Raw genomic sequence first — 15,461 nt, forward strand, 5'->3', positions numbered from 1 at the left:
AAATATAAACCAAAAAGCCATTGGATGACAAAGTTAATGCTTTTTTAGTTTTAATGGTTTATATTTTATCTCTATAGCAGTAAAGGAATATTAAAATGGGAGATACTTTTTTGATGTCAATGGAATCTTCTAAAGACAATAAGGATAAAAATCAACAATTTCTCATGCAAGTAGCTGCTTGGTTGGTTGATAACACTAGCTTAACTTTTAATCAAATAGCACAATGTTGCAAGTTATCCCTTGAAAAAGTACAAGACATAGCTGATGGGGAAATAGAAGTTGAAAAGTATGACCCTATTATTTCTGAAATAATTACTGAAAAAGAAATCGATAATTGCAAAAAAAATCCAAATCTTGTACCAAATTTGATTATAAAAAATATAAAAAGAGCAAAGAAGGTTAGCATTCTTGGCTTTGCTTCTACAGCAAGGCGTAGAGATAAACCTAATGCGATTTATTATTTGGTAAAAAAATTTCCTATCTTGAACAATAATGTTATAGCTAAGCTAGTTAGTACAACAAATTACACAGTTGAGCAGGTAAGAGATAGATCTCATCATAACATGCTCAATATCAAACCTCAAGATCCTGTACTACTTGGTTTATGTAGCCAGGAAAATTTAGAAGCGGAAGTAGAAAGAGCGAAAGTAGAAGAAGAGAAGAAACAAAGATTAAAAAATATAAATAATAGCTATTGATGATTCTCAAATCCTTGTACTTTGTTAACATTAAATTGACTTGACTTGTTAGTTTTTATCAGTATACTTTAAGTAAAGTATCTAGTTTAATAATAATTAAGCTTAAATACGCACTAAAAACTAGCTCAGCCTGATTTATTGTTTTATAGTCACATTTTAGGTTAGTAAGCATCAATTAAAATTTTTGGAGGATTATGACAACAATCAATGAAGATATCTTAGCAAAAGAAAAGGTTGTAGATCAACCTGAAAAAAGTGAACAAATTCATAATGCTAACGCAGTAAAACAAATGACCAGTGAAAGTGCTGAAAAACACAAGAAAACATTAGACCTGAGCGAATTGAAAGAAAAAACAGCAGAAGAATTGTTAGAGCTAGCTGAAGAAAGAAAAATTTCAACTAGTGGTAAAGGCAATGGCAGGATGCTAAAACAGGAAATAATATTCAGTTTAATGAAGAAAATGAGTGAAGAAGGAGGCATAACCACAGGAAGTGGAGTAGTCGAAATATTGCCTGATGGTTTTGGTTTCTTACGTTCAGCAAGTGCAAATTATGCTCCAAGTACTGATGATGTTTATATTTCTAATGGCCAAATAAAGAAGTTTAATTTACGTACAGGAGATATAGCATGTGGAGAAATAAGGCCACCTGGTGATAAGGAAAGATATTTTACTTTAACTAAGGTTCACAGTATAAACTCTACTGAAATCAGTGAATTAAGAAAGTACGTACATTTTGATAATTTGCTTCCACTTTATCCTGAAAAAAGCCTCATCCTTGAAAACAACAGTAGCGGAGATAATAAAGGAGATAATAAAAAAGATATAAACATGCGTGCTGTAGATATAGTTACACCTCTTGGAAAAGGACAAAGAGCATTGATAGTTGCTCCACCTCGTACAGGAAAAACGATATTGCTTCAGCAAATGGCTGACTCTATAGCTAAAAATCATCCTGAAATAAAACTAATAGTATTACTTATAGATGAAAGACCCGAAGAAGTAACAGATATGATACGCTCTGTAAAGGGTGAAGTGGTAAGCTCTACATTTGATGAACCTGCCTACCGTCATGTTCAGCTTGCTGAAATAGTAATAGAAAAAGCTAAAAGAATGGTCGAGCACAAAAAAGATGTAGTGATTTTGCTTGATTCTATAACTCGTCTTGCACGTGCTTATAATGCAGTCATTCCTTCGTCTGGAAAGGTTCTAACCGGCGGTGTAGATTCAAATGCGCTGCAAAGACCAAAACGCTTTTTTGGAGCAGCTCGTAATATTGAAAATGGTGGTTCTTTGACAATCATCGCTACAGCCCTTATAGAAACTGGTTCAAAAATGGATGATGTTATTTTTGAAGAGTTTAAAGGCACAGGTAATGCTGAAATTATACTAGATAGAAAACTTGCTGATAAACGTATATTCCCTGCTATTGATATTACAAAATCCGGAACAAGGAAGGAAGAGCTATTAGTTGATAAGGCCATACTAAATAAAATATGGGTATTGCGTAGGATACTTAATCCTATGGGATCTGTTGAAGCAATGGAGTTTTTACGTGACAAACTACTTTTAACAAAGAGCAATGCTGACTTTTTTAACTCCATGAATCACTAAAAGTAAGCCTATTATGATGGAGCAAAAAAGCAAAGCTCTCTTATAGCTAAAATAATTTGGATTTATCAAAATATATTAAGTTGGCAATCTACCTTAAGTTGCTATTCCAACTTATAGCACTGATTTTGATCAAAAATTTTATGTAGTCAGTTTATTTATAATCGATTTTCCAATGTCAGCCAATTAGATGACATCTTTTTGACTCTTAATATTAATATCAATTGTGTACCAGTGTTGAAATGACACACTCAAAAGGGGGTTGTATTTACTCTGAATCAGATGATAAATTAGATGCTTGGTAAGCGTAATTTGGAGCTTCCTGTGTAATGATTATATCATGAGCATGACTTTCTCTTAACCCTGATGAAGTAATAGTGACAAATTTGCAGTTTTTTTTCATCTCTTCTATATTACGGTTGCCAGTGTAACCCATTGCAGCTTGCAACCCACCAATTAACTGACAGATCACTCCTGAAGCTGGACCTTTAAAAGGAACTCTTGCTTCTACTCCTTGTGGGACTAAATCAAGTTTTGAATCTTGAAAATAACGGCTAGCTGAACCTCGTTTCATTGCACTAATAGATCCCATTCCTCGATATTCTTTATATGCTCTACCCTTATACATGATAATCTCACCTGGGCTTTCCTCAGTACCAGCAAAGATTGAACCTATCATCACAGTATCAGCACCAGCTGCAATAGCTTTTGCAACATCTCCCGAATATTTTATTCCACCATCAGCAATTAGTCTGACGTTTTTTGTTTTACAAACCTCTGCAATATTCTTGATCGCAGAGAATTGTGGCATACCAACGCCTGTAACTATTCTGGTAGTACAAATTGATCCTGGCCCTATTCCAACTTTCACTGTATCAACACCAGCATCAATCAACGCTTCAGCAGCCTCTTTTGTTGTGATATTTCCACCGATTAATTGAGTATTCGGATACATCTTTTTTATTTCCTTAATAGTGCTGATAACGTTCTGGGAATGACCGTGAGCGGTATCTACAATAACCACATCAACTTCTTCTTCGATCAAAGCTTCACATCTTTCTATACCGTCTTTTTTACCAGTACTAATTGCAGCGGCAACTCTGAGTCGACCTTTACTGTCTTTACATGAATTTGGATATCTATTGTATTTTTCGATGTCTTTAACTGTGATTAGACCTATGCAACAAGAATTTTCATCAACAACCAAAAGCTTCTCTATTCTATTTGCATGCAACAATTTCATTGCTGAGGCGCTGTTTACTGCCTGCTCTCGAACTGTTACTAACTTATCTTTTGTCATTACCTCGGAAACCTTTATATTCATGTTCTGGTCTTCAATAAACCTCACATCTCGATTAGTTAAAATTCCCACTAACTTGCGTTGATCAACTACAGGAATGCCGGAATAATTATACTCTCTCATTAATGAAACTGCTTCTGCAACTGTTTTATCTGGGGAAATTGTAATTGGGTTATACACGATCCAGCTTTCATATTTTTTCACCCTTCTTACTTCTAACACTTGTTCATCTATTGATAAATTCTTATGTATGCAACCTATTCCACCATGTTGGGCAATAGCTATTGCAAAACCTGATTCAGTGACAGTGTCCATTGCAGAGGATATGAGAGGGATATTTAGTTCTATATTATTTGTTAGATAAGTTCTTGTGTCTGCATCACGAGGCAATACATCAGAATAGGCCGGTAAGAGAAGTACATCGTCAAACGAATAACAAGCTTCCATTTTTTTCATATGCTTTATTTAAAGCTTATACGCCAATTAATGAAATTGCAATAGAACTTTTGCAAAATTAGCCTGGCTCCAGCTATTTTTAGATCAAAATAGGATAGAAGAGGGATGTAGCTCCTAATATATTTATCGCATAATTACATTATTTGCTAGCAAACAGAACTGCTCAATAGTTAAGCTTTCTGGACGTTCGTCTCCACTCAGTTTAGCATTCTCAAGAATAGTTGAGACATCACTAGTTATACTTTGCAAGCTATTTCTCAGCATCTTTCTTCTTTGAGCGAACACAGCACGTGTTATCTTTGTTAAGGTTTCCAAATTTACTGCAAATCTTGGAGTGGGTAAAGGTTTTACTGTAATTACTGAAGAATATACTTTTGGTCTTGGAAAAAACTCCTTAGGTTCAATATCAAATTCCTTTTTTATGTCGCATAGTAACTGGCTTAGCACTGATAGGGAACCATAATCTTTAGAATTAGGTTCTGCTGTAATACGCTCTGCTACCTCCTTTTGGAACATTAACGTCAAATTCGTAAAAAATTTTATATTATTTAACCACTTTAAAAATAACGCTACTGAGATATTGTAAGGCAAGTTAGCAATGACTTTGACTGGACATTCTACCAGCTCTTTTTCTACAACATTAAGTGCATCTGCTTCTATAATTCTATATTTTCCCTGATGCTCATTTAGCAATTGTTCGTGATGTTTCACTAAACTACTATCTTTTTCTATAGAAAGTAGAAACTTTGGATTATATGCCAATATTTCTCTTGTTAACGCACCATACCCAGGACCAATTTCAATAACATTAAAATCTTTCAGGCTACCAGCTAAGGCAACTATTCTTTTTATTATCTCATTTGATAAAATAAAATTTTGCCCTAGACTCTTTTTTGGCTTCAGTAAAAATTTTTTCATATGATCTTAGTATGCAGTATTTTAAAAATTAGTTGACGAAAATTCATCAATAATTGTATATTGTCAGTGTATTTAATGCCGGCTTAGCTCAATTGGTAGAGCAACTGACTTGTAATCAGTAGGTTGTCAGTTCAAGTCCGACAGCCGGCACTCTTATCCATACAAGTAAAGTTGATGTCCTTTTTAATAGTAGCAAATTGGAAAATGAATGGAACACGTTCTTCATTTGTTAACTTTATAGGCAAACTTAACAACAAGAGCAACGAGATTACCTCTAAATTAGTAATTTGCCCTCCTTTTACATCATTTCCAAGCAATATAGAGTTGAACGATAATATTAAAATAGGAGGACAGAATTGCCATCATAAAGAGTTCGGTTCTTACACAGGTGAAATTAGTGCAGGAATGTTGAAGGAACTAGGATGTAGTTACGTAATAATTGGACATTCTGAAAGGGCTCATGAAAAAGATAGTGAAATAAAACTCAAATCGAAAACAGCAATAGAATCAGTATTACACCCAATCATCTGTGTAGGTGAAAACTCAGAAGATTATAAAAATAAAAAAACAAAAGAAGTAATAGAATATCAATGCAAAAACCGTTTGCCAACACAAGGTGAATATACTGTAGCATATGAGCCAATATGGGCAATAGGCACAGGGTATGTGCCTAGCAACGATGCAATTTCTGAGGTGATAGAGGTAATAAAATTGTGCACTGGTAAAAAACACATTATATATGGTGGTTCAGTCAGTTCAGAAAATATAGAAAATTTGCTCAGTATTCCAAATTTATCAGGAGTTTTAATTGGCAGTGCAAGCTTAGATTTTGACCACTTTTATAAAATTACACAACAAGTTGAAAAAAAGTTTTCTCTTATTAATTCTAAAATCAGCAACTAAGAATCCTATAACAAATGACATCATTTCAGTGTCAAGTGTACAAACATCTAGTAAAATGACATAAAATACTCTTGCAAAGGCACCTATAGCTAACACGTCACACCGCGCGCAGCATAGATCCCGCTAACGCGTAGCGGAATGAAAAATTTATCGTTTTTCAAATCGTCAGTAAACCTAAGCTAATTTAGCTATAAAAAGAATAATAGACTAACAAAAAAAATTTGAATTGCGGGTTGCACATTCTTTATTTGTATGCGTAACGTTTACACATTCGAGCTTATTACTACACAATAGACGTACACTAAGCATACCTGCTATAGCTGCAACAACGCCAACAACTGCACTTTTTTTTACAATAGCAACAATGATTCCTGTAACAACACAAATAGAGGCCAATGCACCAGCAGTATACTTCAGTGCATTGAGTCTCTCTTCAGAATTTATTTGATTTAGGTAATTTTCAAATGTTTCCTTAGTTTCTTTATCTTGCATTTTGTTAATGTTGCCACAAAGCTCTTTAAATCTCCCCAGGTCTTTGTGTTTCAACCATAATACATCTTCCCTGATTACTTGATCATCCAATAAGTAATCAGACATTTTTACATCACTTCTCTTATCATTTGGTCTTTTAAGACATGGTACACTAAGTATTTCCCTTGTAAGATACGTACGAATAACTCCATGATTAATTAACATTGCATACAGCACAATATTTGATTTATTCTGTAGATTATTATTTACATCTTTATTTTTCAAACACAATATCAGACTAGTAATGCTAACATACTTCGAATCATCTTTTATGGAAGAGCGTAAAATGACTTCAACTGCTTTTAAGAAATGTCCATCATCATAAAAACTAGACCAAGAATGCGCACTATTACTAATTGCATTGTCTATAAGGAGGTAATAATATTTATAACTAGCTTCACACAAATTACTTTTATTTATAAGATTCACAAATCTTACTATATTTTCTGCCTTAGTCATGGTAATCAATTGTTGATATTAAATAATTTTAGAGTTGTTTCTAATTTCTTTAGAGTTGTTTAAAATTTCACTATAATAAAAGAAACTTAAAAAACTATTGACACCTTATTCCCCGGTGAACGCTCTATTTTGTTTTCCAACTCTAGTTCTAAAAGAGCCATTAGAGCTATGTCGGCAGAAAGTCCGCTTGCTAATATAAGTTCATCTATATCAACAGGTACAGAGTTAATATGATCAACTATAACAGATTTTGCCTGTTGTAATTTTTCTTGTTTTTGGTCAGCAACGTTATCAAATAGACTTTTTTGCTGAAGAGGTAAACTAAATCTCACGCTCTCTACTATATCATCAGCGGATTCAACAAGTTTAGCACCGTTCTTAATTAAATAATTACTACCACTACAGCGTAAATCTAAAGGGAATCCAGAAACTGCAAACACCTCTCTTCCTTGATTTAAAGCAAAATCTGCTGTTATTAGAGAGCCAGAACGTTTCGATGCTTCAATTACCACAACACCAAGTGACAGGCCAGATATAATTCGATTCCTTTGAGGAAAATACTGAGGCTTTGGTTTAGTAGCAAATGAAAGCTCAGTAATTACTAAACCACCGTTCCCAGTGATTTTTTTGTATAGATCAAAATTATCTTTTGGATACACCACATCAATTCCGCTTGCTGTAACAGCAATAGTGGGATGATTTTTGTATATTACACTGTTTGCTGCAGTGTCGATTCCCTTTGCAAGTCCAGAAACGATAATAAAACCAGCCTCGCTTAAATCAAGTGCCAACTTATTGGCAAAATTCCTTCCATTCATTGAAGAACTACGTCCACCGATTATTGCAATTATCTCACGACTTAATAATGATACATCACCAAGTGTAGTTATTACAGGAGGACAACCAGAGATATTCCTTAAAATGTCAGGGTAATCTGGATCACATGCTGGTACTATTTTGGCTCCAATTTTTTCTGCATTCTTAATTTCTTCTCGTGCATTTTGAATTCCATAATCCTTGCTAGTCAACTTATTAAGATATTTAAGCACTTCATCTAGCGACCCACATGCTCTCAGTATACTAAAGAACTTTACTGGTCCCACAGTTCTAGCCAAGCTCAGCCATATTTCTAATTCTTCGTTATTCAATTTATTTATCTTCATAAAATGCTTGAATTTCTTATTAATTTAGTGTACCCAAGATAATACAAATATACAGTGTTTTATGACGCATTTTGTTACAGATAAATGCATAAAATGTAAATATACGGACTGTGTGGAAGTATGTCCCGTTGACTGCTTTTATGAAGGTAAAAACATGCTCGTGATTAACCCAGATGAATGTATTGATTGCGGAGTGTGCATACCTGAGTGTCCGGTGGATGCAATTGTAACTGATGATTCCATAAAAGATATTTTAGAACTAGATGAAAAGTTATTGAACAGCGAACAAAAAACCTTCAAATCATTTTACAACATAAACGTAGAATATTCGCAAAAATGGCCAAATATCACAGCTAAAAAGCAACCCCTAGATACAGCAGAAGAGTATAAAGAAAAAAAGGATAAAACAGCTTATTTTGATGAAAATTTATAGTAATAGAGTACAAAGGAAGCCTCACATTTTTTTGATATTAAACTTTTTTCATTACAGAACAGACACTGAATCTGCGAAATCATAGGAGTTATTTTCAATATCTTTTAATATATCACTTATGACAAGAGGTGTTGATTCTTGTGAATGATGTTCAGGAGCTCCATATGTACTATTACATCCAGCTTTGCACACAGATCTCTCTATTAGTACGAGAGGATTATTGCTACTGTATGTTGCTTCACACCATCTGTGGCAATCATGATGTTCACTAACTTTAATACAACCTGAGTTATCATAAGCTTTAATACATTCGTTGAAACAGTCAAGAAGTTTTTCTCTTGGCCAATCATTTCTTGATGAATATTGACTACATTTGCGATCGCATTCGAAACCCCTTGCTCGCGCGCGAGAAAAACATTCTTCCAATGACTCTTTATAACCCTTCATATAACCTACTGACATAATATACTTCTTAATTAAAAAACCAATATAATATTAACATATAAGTATTAATGTTATGCTAATTGCGGCATTAATACTTTTCAGATACGTTTATTACTTTATTGAAAGTTTCAGAAAAATGTTGTACAATTACTCATGAACTTTGGTAAAACTTAGGGCAAACGCTAATGTATCTTTCGGTAAAGAAACTTTACAACATTTTGCTAAGCTAGTTGAGCTTACTAGGTATCCTACTCAAGAATTAGCAGAAAGGTTATTTAATAGATCATGAAATGGAACTATCTGTGGTTGCTGATCAATATGACATTGAAGGTGTAGAAACAGTTGATTACAAAGATGTAAAGTGGAAATCAAGTGGATTATAAAATTAAATTTTTAAAGAATATTACTGAAAAAGATCTTCCAGTTTTACTTGCAATCCGGTGTCTGATCACAAAGGAACCAGTTTACATAAAACTACTTGCCACCTGCAAATTGCAATATCTGTACAGCTGTGGAATTTTTCAAAGCGTTTTTTCTATTGAAGATAAAAGTATCTTTTATATATGATATATAGCAAAATATTAGGGTGCTTATGGTTCCAACTATAGCAATTTTAAGTGGTGGATTTTCTTGCGAAAGAGAAATATCGCTTATGAGCGGAAAAGCAGTAAAGAAGGCGCTTGATAGCCTTTCATATAATGCAATAGAAATAGATGTTGATAGCAACATTGCTCAAAAGCTTAAAAAAACTAATCCCGCTCTTGCTTTTATTGCTCTACATGGACCTTATGGTGAAGATGGCTGTATTCAAGGTTTACTGGAGATTTTAGGTATAAAATATACACACTCAGAAGTTATGGCTTCGGCTGTTGCTATGAATAAAGTGATGTCAAAGCATATATTCCGATCCCTTAGTATCGACACTCCAAAAGGTTATGTAATTAGTCGAGAAGATCTGCTAAAAAATAATATTAAAATTGATTATCCGTACGTCTTAAAACCGATTAACGAAGGCTCAAGCATTGGAGTACACATGACTTTCTCACATGAGGATTACTTAGAGCTCAAAGATAACAGTTCTACTATAATGGAAAAGATGATAATAGAAGAATACATACCGGGTATAGAGTTACATACTGCTGTGTTGCTGAATGAAGCAATTGGCACTATGGAAATACGACCAAAAAATAAATTCTATGATTATGAAGCAAAGTATACAGATGGATTTGCAGAACATATATTTCCTGCTAAAATTCCTGACAACATATATAGAATGACCTTGGAACATGCACTAAAAGTTCATCAATTTTTAGGATGCAAAACTGTTTCCCGCTCAGACTTCCGTTATAATCCCCAAAATAACACTTTAAAAATGCTTGAGATTAATACACATCCTGGCTTTACTGAATTATCGTTAGTACCAGAAATTGCAAAATTGACAAAAGGAATTGATTTTAATGAATTAGTCAAAATTATTGTCGAAGACAGTTTACACCACCGGAATATTAGAGATCAAGCTGATGTTGAACAATGTTACTAGAAGCCAAAGGAGTTTTTTGCGTAAGTGTGCCTTGATTATTATCACTGCACTTTTCCTTACACTAGTACTTTATAGTTCACTTGATAAAATAACAAATCGATTCAATTACTACTTTACTTGGTGTAACGATCGCTTATCGAGCTTATTAATTAGCAATGGATTTTTAATCGACAAAGTAACCGTTACTGGAAACAAATTTACAAATGAACAGGACATTCTAAGTTTAGTAGACAGAACGCAACCTATTATGTACATATCCCTCTCAAAACTAACAGATAATATACAATCTGTAAGCAAATGGATAAAATACGTAAGAATTTACAGGATTTTGCCCAATACCTTACAAATTGATATAGATGAACATACACCTTTTGCTCTCTGGAAAGATGATAAAAGAACTTCAGTAATTGACTCTGAAGGTAAGGTGATCGTAAATGACTACCCGATAGATAACCTCGTTGTAATCAAAGGACAAAATTCGTTATCAAACCTAAAATTCATTAAAGATATACTAGAGAGAGAAACTCAATTAAGTGATCATATTTCTTCTTGTATTTATGTAGGAAATAGAAGATGGAATATCGTACTCGATGACAGTTCCATAGTAAAATTGCCTGAGGATAATCCTTATAGCGCATGGGATTATTTAAGCCACTTGCAAAATACAACCGACTTTACTTTTAGCAATTGGAGCATAATTGATATGCGTGTTGCTGATAAGATCTTTGTGAAGAAGTGATCTGCTCGGTGCTCCTTTTCATTTCATGCAAGTAGCCCTTACTTGCTCTTATCAGAGAAAACCCGTTTGATGTTCTGAAGGATTACGACAAACTGTGCAAAGGGGTTGGACCACCTGGATAGAAACTAAAAATGGTAGCGTTTTCCTCCAAAAGTGACCCCCATCATGCTTAATTGAAAAAACCAACGAAAAGTGCGACGATTATATTAGTTTTAGTATTAGAAAATTACTCTTACTTAAAAAATAGTAGAATAAAATCCTTTTATTTTTCTTTCTTTTAAGAAAAGTTATTCACAATTTTGTTAGAAACAATATATAAAAGGATATATTATAGTTTTTATAGTATATTCTTGATTTAACATTTTTAATTTTTTAATAGAAAATATTAATCTTAATATAGGTATAGGTACCAATACTCTAGGTATTGGTACCTGAAATATCTTCTTTTTTATTGTGATTAAATAACCATTGGCTCTAAAGAATCTGCCATAGACGATAATTGTTCGCTCTCAACAAGAAGATTGTTTGCAATATTTGTTAATTTTTCACTAAATGTTGGTTGTGGTAAATGATGTTGAAAGGTATCTGAATTAGTTAAACCACATCCAATTTTGCAAATTGACACTGACGCAAAATCTTTATCTTTTCCCCCTCTTAGACATATTTTCATACAATCATCGTATGTATGCTGTATTGTCGGCTCAGGCTGTATTGACTGATCATCTGACTTCTCTGGAGCTCTTCTTCCTTTCATCCATTCAACTATATTTCCAGAAACAAAACCTCTTTGTAATTGATTATCTGAATGATACGCCATAATATTCTCCTTAAAAATTTAATATAACTTTAACATATCAGTATTAATACTGATATGTTAAACCAAATTCCTCCCTATACCCTAACCAAGCCCACCCAGCATCTGATTGATAGCTAACCAGCGATCATTTATTGACCTGCCGTAGGAAGTGACCTTACCCATCGACAAACAAATTGTCAGATATTATAGCGCTAGTTGGATCAGCTCTCTGCTTCTCCTGAAAATAAGGTAAGTCAGTAAAAACAAGCTCAGGAGCAGCAGCATTGCCGTAACAGCACTTTAGCTCTGCAATGTAACGATCTTTGGGGTCGTCTACGTCAACAAAGTAGTAGATTTTATGGGGCAATGCACCGTTTTCATCAAGTTGCAGAGGATTTGGTGCTAGTACGACGTTTCCTTCTTTATTTTTGTAATAGGCATGACGAAGAGTTGTAGGACTCTTTTTGTCATAGAAATACATCCAGTAGCCAGCTGCTGGCATACCATCCCTATTCCTAATAATGTCCTGCAATACTATACTTAGTATTAACTTCTGTGTCATTTCTCCCGAGCACCAGCAAAAGCCAACGACTCTGTATACTCAACCTACCATAATTTGTCAACACAATTCTTTATTGAAAATTTGTACTAGACACAACTTAATCTGACAGGCATGAATTAACTGACAGAAGAATCGACGAAGTCAAAACCGATATCAGAATCTATTTTAATGTTATCAATATTTTTTTGGTAAGCAATATGCATACTATCAAAAAAGGTCTGCATAGGCATAGCAGTACTTACCGGAATGAGGTCTAGTTCTGTTGTAAGAATGCAGCCAATCTAACTGAAGCTCCTCCAAAGTACTATAAATCTTTTTCCTGAAGATAATATTGTAACATTCATCTTGCATAGTTCTATGAAACCTTTCACATATACCATTAGTCTGTGGAGAATAAGCTTTGGTTCTAGAATGATCAATATTTTCTACTCCCAAATATAACTGGTACGCATGATTCCCTGGCTTGCCACAATACTCTGTACCACGATCAGTTAAAATGCGTAACAATGGAATTTTCTGTTCGTCAAAAATGGTATATTGAGAAGATCTGCAGCTGTGATAGCAGTTTTCTCCGTATAAAGCTTAGCGAAAGCCACTCTAGAGTAGGTGTCAATAAAAGTTTGTTGATACAATACCTTTCTACATAATAGGTATCTTGACTACCTAAGTATCCAGGGTGTTGTGTCTCAATTTCGCCATTGGCCTCTTTATTGTTCCTTAGTTTTTTCTAAAGCAGCAACTTGCTCCTCTGTCAAAATTATACCGTCTTGGACCACCTTCGCTTCCAGCGCCTTCAACCTCTTTTTAAAATTTTCGAGTTTGCCATATTGACCTTATCCCACTAGCAGATATTAGAATTCCTTTTTTCTTTAATTCATTAGCTGCTCTTTCTTGTCCATATGCTGGAAACTCTACTAACTACTGCTTCTTCTGTATCCTTTGGTACTCTATTGGCAAGTAATGGTTTGCTTTTGTTTATCTCGTATAATCCCTCCTGTTTCATACAGCTCTTTGAAGCGGTAAAATGTATCCCTTCATTACTCTACACGCCTGTGATACATTTCCTAATTGCTTTGCAAGTTCTAGCAACCCCAACTTTGGTTTTAGTATTTTTTCTTGTGTTTTACTCATATCTGACACTCCTTTAAAATTTATTTATATTTTTATCTTACTTTGTTAATCTGTCAGATCAAGTCTAAACTATTACAACCCCTTAATAAGTTAAAGACCTTGCTTGAGACTACAGAGGTATAATATTGGCTCCAACCCCTAATTATTGGATTAAGCTCTTTTATTACAGCTTCTTGTGGTGCTGCTTGCAACTCTTTAAGCTTATGTTTAATAGATAACAAGTGTTGACTTATAGATTTACGACTTGGTTTAATCAATAACTTGTAACCTCTCTTATTTTGACGTGTTTGATAATGCCTTATTGAAAATCCAAGAAAATCAAATCCTGGCTTTTCCCCATTTAGGGATTTTAGTGTATGTGCAATTCTTGTCTTTGATGACTTTAATTCTAATCCGACAGGTTTTAGCCATTTTTCGATTAGAACCTTTGCCTTCAAGACAAGTTCTTCGCTCTCGTGTAAAACCACAAAATCACCGGCATACGTAATTACACTAACTGAATTTAGTGCCTGTTTGCGAGATACTCTACCATATTTCTTTTTCGCATATTGGAAAAGTTCTTCCTTAAGTTCTTCTTTGATATTCTGTTCTAGTCTATATAGTGCTACACATGCAAGTAATGGAGAAATTGTTCCACCTTGAATTGTGCCACGTTTAGTAGGACTGAACTTTCTATCTTCCATAATGCCTGCTTTCAACCATCCTTTTATAATTCCCTTTAAAGTTGGTGTGGTATTAAGTTTTTCAAGCAGGGCAGAATGTTTAATATTATCAAAGCATCCGAGTATCCAGTATAAATGCTGTTTTCTGACCAAGTGCGATAAATATAGCTGCTATTGCATCATCTACCAGATCTAAAACCATAAGTGTTAGGCTCAAACTTTGCTTCTCATTCCGGTTCTAGTGCCATTTTAACAAGTGTTTGCTTTGCTCTATCTGCTATTGTAGGAATACCGAGCGGGCGATACTCCGATGGCCTATCAGATTTGGGGATCCATACCCGTCTTGATGGCTTTGCCTTCTCTCTTATATTTAAAGAATTTGCTAATAGCAATCCTTCCTTTTTATTAAGATTAGACTTTCCATCAATGCCTGAAGTCTTTTTCCCTTTGTTATCCTGAGTTACCCTTCTAACAGCGAGCATTCTTGCACTTGTTGACTTTAGTAATAACCTCTGAAGATTATGCATCTTTTTGATATCATTACATTGTGAAGCTCGGTAAATTCTTTTTTGTAGCTTAAATGAAGATTTCTCAAGCTTGCGCCAAATTCCATTCATACCTAACATTTTGTTGGCTCATAACCTATTCACTACTGTTCACAACTTTACCTTCCAAATTACAGTGTTTACGTCTGCATATCCCAAATATTACTTTAGGCGTTAGCTTCTTAAACAATCCCTCCACGTAGAAGCATTCAGTGGGCCACCTTCTTAGTTATCCTTTTTTAAACAAGGGATAATAAGAGCTTCCATGTGGTTACTCCGTTCCATGAAATCGTTTCACGTTAGACTTAGATTCTTACTATTTGCCAGGAGGTTGAAAACATCTTAATTAGACCTTCTCATTCTAATTATTCACCTCTCCATACCCTTTGGTTTATGCGTGTCAACTTTATTTCGCATATCACAAATAACGACAATTCAGACATAAGTTCCTTTCGTAACCATATCTAACTTTCTTAGGGGAATTTATTATAAAGTTTAATATTACCCCTTTTTAATCCATGCTTGCACCCTAGAAAATTGCCTCTTTCCTAAAGTGTGGATTATGCTTTCA

Annotated in this window: 15 protein-coding genes, 1 tRNA gene and 1 pseudogene; 7 read left to right on the forward strand and 10 right to left on the reverse strand. The window is 34.2% G+C overall.

Annotation, left to right across the window (positions count from 1 at the left end; all coding sequences use genetic code 11):
- Positions 1–95: 95 nt before the first annotated feature.
- Both HGO49_RS00185 and rho read left to right on the forward strand, forming a co-directional pair.
- Complete coding sequence (locus HGO49_RS00185) at positions 96–698, forward strand: cell cycle transcriptional regulator TrcR (protein ID WP_017531803.1); 603 nt, start codon at positions 96–98, stop codon at positions 696–698.
- A gap of 194 nt (positions 699–892) precedes the next feature.
- Complete coding sequence (gene rho / locus HGO49_RS00190) at positions 893–2,311, forward strand: transcription termination factor Rho (RefSeq protein WP_017531804.1); 1,419 nt, start codon at positions 893–895, stop codon at positions 2,309–2,311.
- Positions 2,312–2,576: 265 nt separating this feature from the next.
- Here the strand turns inward: rho and guaB are convergent, their stop codons facing one another.
- On the reverse strand, positions 2,577–4,064 hold the full coding sequence (gene guaB / locus HGO49_RS00195; RefSeq protein WP_017531805.1) for an IMP dehydrogenase: 1,488 nt from the start codon (positions 4,062–4,064) through the stop codon (positions 2,577–2,579).
- A 123-nt stretch (positions 4,065–4,187) separates the two neighbouring features.
- Positions 4,188–4,982: a 16S rRNA (adenine(1518)-N(6)/adenine(1519)-N(6))-dimethyltransferase RsmA gene (rsmA, locus tag HGO49_RS00200; RefSeq protein WP_017531806.1), complete on the reverse strand. Its 795-nt coding sequence runs from the start codon at positions 4,980–4,982 to the stop codon at positions 4,188–4,190.
- Between the two features lie 77 nt (positions 4,983–5,059).
- Here rsmA and HGO49_RS00205 point away from each other — a divergent pair.
- Both HGO49_RS00205 and HGO49_RS00210 read left to right on the forward strand, forming a co-directional pair.
- Positions 5,060–5,132: transfer RNA gene (locus HGO49_RS00205), tRNA-Thr, on the forward strand.
- Between the two features lie 24 nt (positions 5,133–5,156).
- Complete coding sequence (locus tag HGO49_RS00210) at positions 5,157–5,885, forward strand: triosephosphate isomerase (protein WP_017531807.1); 729 nt, start codon at positions 5,157–5,159, stop codon at positions 5,883–5,885.
- A 207-nt stretch (positions 5,886–6,092) separates the two neighbouring features.
- Here the strand turns inward: HGO49_RS00210 and HGO49_RS00215 are convergent, their stop codons facing one another.
- Together HGO49_RS00215 and dprA are read right to left on the reverse strand one after the other, a co-directional pair.
- Positions 6,093–6,845, reverse strand: coding sequence for a hypothetical protein (locus HGO49_RS00215; protein WP_063630598.1), 753 nt, complete (start codon positions 6,843–6,845; stop codon positions 6,093–6,095).
- A 116-nt stretch (positions 6,846–6,961) separates the two neighbouring features.
- On the reverse strand, positions 6,962–8,038 hold the full coding sequence (gene dprA / locus HGO49_RS00220) for a DNA-processing protein DprA (protein ID WP_017531809.1): 1,077 nt from the start codon (positions 8,036–8,038) through the stop codon (positions 6,962–6,964).
- Positions 8,039–8,099: 61 nt separating this feature from the next.
- Between dprA and HGO49_RS00225 the strand changes: the two genes are divergently transcribed.
- Positions 8,100–8,471 carry a ferredoxin family protein gene (locus tag HGO49_RS00225; protein WP_026092603.1) on the forward strand — a complete coding sequence of 124 codons (372 nt, stop codon included), beginning with the start codon at positions 8,100–8,102 and terminating at the stop codon, positions 8,469–8,471.
- Positions 8,472–8,522: 51 nt separating this feature from the next.
- Here the strand turns inward: HGO49_RS00225 and HGO49_RS00230 are convergent, their stop codons facing one another.
- Positions 8,523–8,933, reverse strand: a complete 411-nt coding sequence (locus tag HGO49_RS00230) for a hypothetical protein (protein ID WP_017531811.1) — start codon at positions 8,931–8,933, stop codon at positions 8,523–8,525.
- A gap of 568 nt (positions 8,934–9,501) precedes the next feature.
- Between HGO49_RS00230 and HGO49_RS00240 the strand changes: the two genes are divergently transcribed.
- Both HGO49_RS00240 and HGO49_RS00245 read left to right on the forward strand, forming a co-directional pair.
- Positions 9,502–10,455: a D-alanine--D-alanine ligase gene (locus tag HGO49_RS00240; protein WP_040754567.1), complete on the forward strand. Its 954-nt coding sequence runs from the start codon at positions 9,502–9,504 to the stop codon at positions 10,453–10,455.
- On the forward strand, positions 10,436–11,194 hold the full coding sequence (locus HGO49_RS00245) for a cell division protein FtsQ/DivIB (RefSeq protein ID WP_017531815.1): 759 nt from the start codon (positions 10,436–10,438) through the stop codon (positions 11,192–11,194). The genes HGO49_RS00240 and HGO49_RS00245 overlap by 20 nt, the downstream gene beginning before the upstream one ends.
- Positions 11,195–11,651: 457 nt before the next feature.
- On the opposite strand, the gene HGO49_RS00250 is transcribed toward HGO49_RS00245, so the two are convergent.
- The 5 genes and pseudogenes from HGO49_RS00250 to HGO49_RS00270 form a co-directional block, all read right to left on the reverse strand.
- Positions 11,652–12,011: a hypothetical protein gene (locus HGO49_RS00250; RefSeq protein ID WP_017531816.1), complete on the reverse strand. Its 360-nt coding sequence runs from the start codon at positions 12,009–12,011 to the stop codon at positions 11,652–11,654.
- Between the two features lie 154 nt (positions 12,012–12,165).
- On the reverse strand, positions 12,166–12,552 hold the full coding sequence (locus HGO49_RS00255; protein WP_172758498.1) for a hypothetical protein: 387 nt from the start codon (positions 12,550–12,552) through the stop codon (positions 12,166–12,168).
- Between the two features lie 116 nt (positions 12,553–12,668).
- Positions 12,669–13,683: pseudogene (locus tag HGO49_RS00260) on the reverse strand (integrase core domain-containing protein).
- A gap of 53 nt (positions 13,684–13,736) precedes the next feature.
- Entirely contained in the window at positions 13,737–14,498 is a 762-nt protein-coding gene (locus HGO49_RS00265; RefSeq protein WP_180807987.1) for a reverse transcriptase domain-containing protein, read from the reverse strand.
- A 74-nt stretch (positions 14,499–14,572) separates the two neighbouring features.
- Positions 14,573–14,971, reverse strand: coding sequence for a reverse transcriptase N-terminal domain-containing protein (locus HGO49_RS00270; RefSeq protein ID WP_180807986.1), 399 nt, complete (start codon positions 14,969–14,971; stop codon positions 14,573–14,575).
- Positions 14,972–15,461: the final 490 nt, after the last annotated feature.

It is taken from the genome of Wolbachia endosymbiont of Diaphorina citri, assembly GCF_013096535.2.
In the GTDB taxonomy this organism is placed as follows: domain Bacteria; phylum Pseudomonadota; class Alphaproteobacteria; order Rickettsiales; family Anaplasmataceae; genus Wolbachia.